The sequence below is a fragment of the Bartonella sp. AC130YNZD genome (genome assembly GCF_042196865.1).
Taxonomy (GTDB): Bacteria; Pseudomonadota; Alphaproteobacteria; order Rhizobiales; family Rhizobiaceae; genus Bartonella.
Genome location: NZ_JBHIQZ010000054.1, coordinates 1 through 4,676 on the forward strand (window position 1 = coordinate 1; position 4,676 = coordinate 4,676).

Here is a 4,676-nt window from a genome sequence, read left to right on the forward strand (position 1 = left end):
GTTTTGTTTGTGCTTTCTGTATTGAGATCTAAATGTTGGTTTATGTTTTGTGGACATAAAGATAATACATTTAGAGTTTAATGGTTTTAATGTGCTTTTTTTTGCTAACTAAAAAAGAGGTCTTCCATATTTAATATTACTTTTTACTTGGTAGTTATTGCTATAAATGCTTTGAAAAGGTTTTAGTGTGTTTTCTTACTTATAAACTTTGGTTTTATTAGAAAGCATTTTTTTATTAATAACAAGTAAAGTAAAAAGAGATTGTAGTATGTCCGAGATCTGACTTGCTTTGGATAATTGTTTTTTTAGTTAGGATTTCTCTTCTTAAAATATCATGTAATGATATATGTGTGATCCTTTGATGTATCTTTTATCTTTACGCACTACTTATCCCCCCTTTGAAAGTTATTTATCAAAATGAGTCTTATTAATATACATTCCTGCATGACTATAGACTGTTCAAGAAAATAGCAACATAAAAATATAACTTTTTAGCAATATGGATTCTACTGTGACCTTTTTGCAATAAAAGCATATTTTATTGTTCGTATTATTTTATTTTCAGAGTGATTGCACCACCTATTCCCCAATGACCACTAGCACTCGTGGCAGAAAGATTAGAGCGGATTTTTCCATTTTCAGATGTATAACCAGCTCCAAGAGCAAATGCGGATTGTCCACGCCATGCGCCGCTACCAAAACAGACACTTAAAGACCAAAGGATATCAAATAACTTAAATTCGATACTGCCAAACCAACAGCCGCTGTTTGTCTTGATTCTTTGCGTACGCTCTAATGTCATAACTTAAAATATTAAACTTCATATCGGTATATTGGTGAGCCCGATCAACGGCATCATCAATAGCATCGATAACGATATTATTCACCCGTTGATCTGTGTAATGCTTTGATTGATCAAGAACGACCTTCATCTGCTGCTCAGTGTAATCATGCAGTTGACCACCATTAACAGCTTCTTTCGAACCTTCTGCAATTTTACCATCTTCTACATTGATAATCTTACTTGGTTGACTATCAAGGCTAGCATCATAAGCTTTTTTCTGCTCATTCCAATTTAAACCATTGGACGAGACAGTGTTTTCAACATTTTGAATGCGGTCGTTTATCTTAGAACATACTCTCACTTACGCCGTCAAAAGCACTGGCAACGTTATGATAATCCTTCTTTTTAGCAGAACTCCCGTCAGCCTTGAATTGTGTTATCTTGAAAGTAGGAGCAGTCCATTCTCCATTATTATAGCCAGCGCCACCACAAAAATAATTTGCTATATCTCCAGATATTTCATTAATTTGGTTCCCATTGATTGCATCATGCGATACTTGCGCAATTATGCCATCTTTAACATTATGAAGAGCAACATGGGCTTGGTTATCCATCCCACCTAAAGTTACGCTACCATAATTAACGGTACCGTTTTCTTTATCATAAAGAACTGCAGCAGCACTTGTAAGATTAATATCATTAGAAATCTTCTCTATACTTTTATCAAGCTGGGCTTTGTTAACAGATTCATCATTTCGCTCTGCAGCTTTTACATCAGAAATTGTACGAGCATCACCCGATTTGTTTGCGACATTAATTTCTGTCCCCCCGTTGTCACACTTATAATTAATGGTGCCATCTGCATCTTTATCATAGAGAACTGCAAAGCTATTTGCTTCTTTAATGACCTTAATACTGTCCGTGATATCTGCAATTTCACCATCAAGTTGTTTTTTATTAACGGCTTCATCATCCTTAACTGCTTCTTTCACACCGGAAATTGCACGAGCATCACCTGATTTGTTTGCAACATTGATTTCAGAACCACCTGTTTCTATACCAATGGTGATACGACCTGCTTTTCCACCATCTTGCTTAACAAGACTATTTGCTGCTATTTGATTTTTTATCTCTTGTAGCTGCGCAAAATTCACTGCATTATCAGGTTCTTCCCCAGCTGCCACTCCTTCAAGCTGGCGTGTTACCTTATTTTATAATCACCAATAGTCGCTGCATGCGCAGTATTTTTCCATACCTCACTGTTTTTATTTTTTTCGCTTAGCTCGATAGGACTGTAACCACTAGCACCAGCAAGTGATGTAGTCACAGAACCGTCCCCAAGAACAACATTGCCATACGCACGCGTTTCAGCATTCTTATCTATAACAATAGCTCCATTACCATCAGCCCTCACTTTTGAGGAGTAACCATTCGCGAATGTATATTCCTCAATGCTATCTTGATTATCATATACGGAACCTATCGCAATACCGTTTAGCCCTGAAGCGCAAGCCATAGAGTTTATAGTAAAACTTTTCTCTTTTGCCGTATATTTCTCTGGATCTAAAACAACAGCTTTTTTAGCCCTCTTATCCCTTTTTGAATCAGAAACGAGCGTGCCATTCGCTGTAAAGATGTTTTGCGCATCTTCCCATGCAAATTTTCCGTCGGCTGTTAAAACATTTTACAGAATTATAACCATCCATACCACTGTTATAATTATCATACGCAGAGATGATGCTTTGCGGATAAACTACAGCGGCATTCTTCACATTTTCGAGAGATGCTTTTGTTAAATCGATATTTGCTGAAAAAACAGGAGCAGCATTCGATAAAAACAAGGCAACCGCAGTTCCTAACGACGCTACTTTAAACAATGATGATCGACGATGTGAGCGAAAAAACTCAAATCACGCAGATTTTGTGTAGTGTATAATTTTTTCATAATACCCCTTCATAATAATAGTAAAAACATAAAAAAGGTATGATCTAGAGCCCTAAAGCTTTCTTATTTCCCTTGCATGTCCGCGCTCTTACAGCGTGTGTTTTTAGGATATAAATAAAATTAAGACGTAAGCTGTCGTTTCTGCGGCACCTTCAGAGGGTAATTAGGGGCAGGTTTGTGAAAGTCAATTTGAGGAAGGTAAAAAAATACTTAATATTAGAATAGATTTCGTTTTTCTATCAAAGGTTGTCGTCGTTTTTAGCTTTGATCTCTTTGAAAGAGGTATAATTTTTGTTGTGCCTATTGATCATCCGCTTAGGCATCAGTTTATTTTTCGTGAATAAGATTTTTTTATTTCATTAGAGGATTTATGAAAGCTTTTTACTAAAATGCCCCATCTATATCCTTACTAATGGTAATGTGTCTCGTTGCTGTATCCTATTTTACACAAATACTCACTGCTACTTGTTCTTTTATTCCCTTCAGTTGTGAAAAATTCACTGCATCAGTATTGCTAGTTCCTTCTGCAACATTTGTTACTTGTTTACTTGCCGCATTAATACTACCGGTGGTTATTTGCGGGACATCAGTAATTACTAAGCCTGTTGCATCTACTTTCGTTTTTTCTCCTAACGTTATGCTTTTCAATGCTATATCATTAGCCAAACTCAATATGAGCTTATTTTCATCGTCCTTATCTCTTTTAACCCTGAAGTTACTTACTCCAGATGAAAAATTTATTGTACTATCTAGCACCCATATCTTTAGCTTCCTCACCAGCAATAGACAGTTTCCACCCTTTTTTCTTACAACTTCTTCTAAATCCTGCAACTGTCTAAGGTTCACTGCATCGGTAGGTTTGCTACCAGCTGCTACGCCTATAATTTGTTGCATTATATTCTTACTAGGAACACCAATACTCACTACATCATCCGTACTTTTCCATTGAAATTCAGTGCTTTAGCCGATCCCTGCAGAAGAAACGTATATCAAAAAAACGCTCGTAAGCCCTACCGGACACAGAGTTGTTCCCGATAGCAACACCCCCATCAACCATCACGTTAGAATAGGAACCTAAAGAGATACTTCCACCCCCATTTGCTTTTTATACTCGTAATCAGGTTAAGACTCTTTGGAGAAATTAAATTTTTACTATGAAGCTACAAAAAAATTGATTAAAAAAACATAATATTTTGAACTATTCTATTCTTAAGATAATTTGTCATTTAAAAAACAAGAATTTCAATGAAAAATTATAACGATATCAACATAAATCATACGTTTCTATAAGAAAATAAAAGCTAAAACTGTCTTCTTTTAATAAAGGGTATATTCGTATTTACATTGCTTGAAGCATTTTAATAAATCAAAATAATAGGATAGAGCAATAAGATTATTACCTAATTATCAAAGAAAAATAGCAATCAATTTTTTGAATCTTTACCACTAAGCTCTTTTATTCTCAACAAAAGTTGTAATAAGCTTTTTATATTCGGATTTTATATAATTACGAAAGTTTTGTACATTTAGAATAGTTTTAGAAGGCTCTGGAAAAGGTAAAAAAATTGCCCTTTTCTTAAATAAGAAAAAGGCAAATCAATTTTATGGATTTAGTCGTTTATTAGTTGAGTATCACATTAACCCCTGCACTTATACCCCAGTGACCTCCAGAAGTGGTAATTGACAAGTTGGAACCAATATCACCGTTCTCTGAAGTATAACCTGCACCAAAAGCAAAAGCAGATTGACTACGCCATAAACCACTACCAAATGCGATTGTTAATTTTCCAGGAATATCACTATAGCGTAAACCAGCTACCGCTAAACCAACAGCTGCTGCTTGTCTTGCCTCTTTTCGAACATCCTCAACAGCATAATTCAATGTCTCAAACTTCATATCCGTATAGGATTTCGACTCGTTAACAGCATCATTGACAAGACCACTAA

At 35.5% G+C, this 4,676-nt stretch carries 4 protein-coding genes and 1 pseudogene; all 5 read right to left on the reverse strand.

Annotated features, from left to right (window positions below):
- Positions 1 to 550: 550 nt before the first annotated feature.
- Positions 551 to 1,974, reverse strand: a pseudogene (locus ACFINU_RS09080) (YadA-like family protein); the annotation flags it as partial.
- An 11-nt stretch (positions 1,975 to 1,985) separates the two neighbouring features.
- Complete coding sequence (locus ACFINU_RS09085) at positions 1,986 to 2,300, reverse strand: hypothetical protein (protein WP_375618876.1); 315 nt, start codon at positions 2,298 to 2,300, stop codon at positions 1,986 to 1,988.
- 88 nt (positions 2,301 to 2,388) lie between these two features.
- Complete coding sequence (locus ACFINU_RS09090) at positions 2,389 to 2,661, reverse strand: hypothetical protein (protein ID WP_375618875.1); 273 nt, start codon at positions 2,659 to 2,661, stop codon at positions 2,389 to 2,391.
- Between the two features lie 506 nt (positions 2,662 to 3,167).
- Positions 3,168 to 3,653: a hypothetical protein gene (locus ACFINU_RS09095; RefSeq protein ID WP_375618874.1), complete on the reverse strand. Its 486-nt coding sequence runs from the start codon at positions 3,651 to 3,653 to the stop codon at positions 3,168 to 3,170.
- A gap of 697 nt (positions 3,654 to 4,350) precedes the next feature.
- A partial coding sequence (locus ACFINU_RS09100) for a YadA-like family protein (protein WP_375618873.1) occupies positions 4,351 to 4,676 on the reverse strand: 326 nt, incomplete at its 5' end.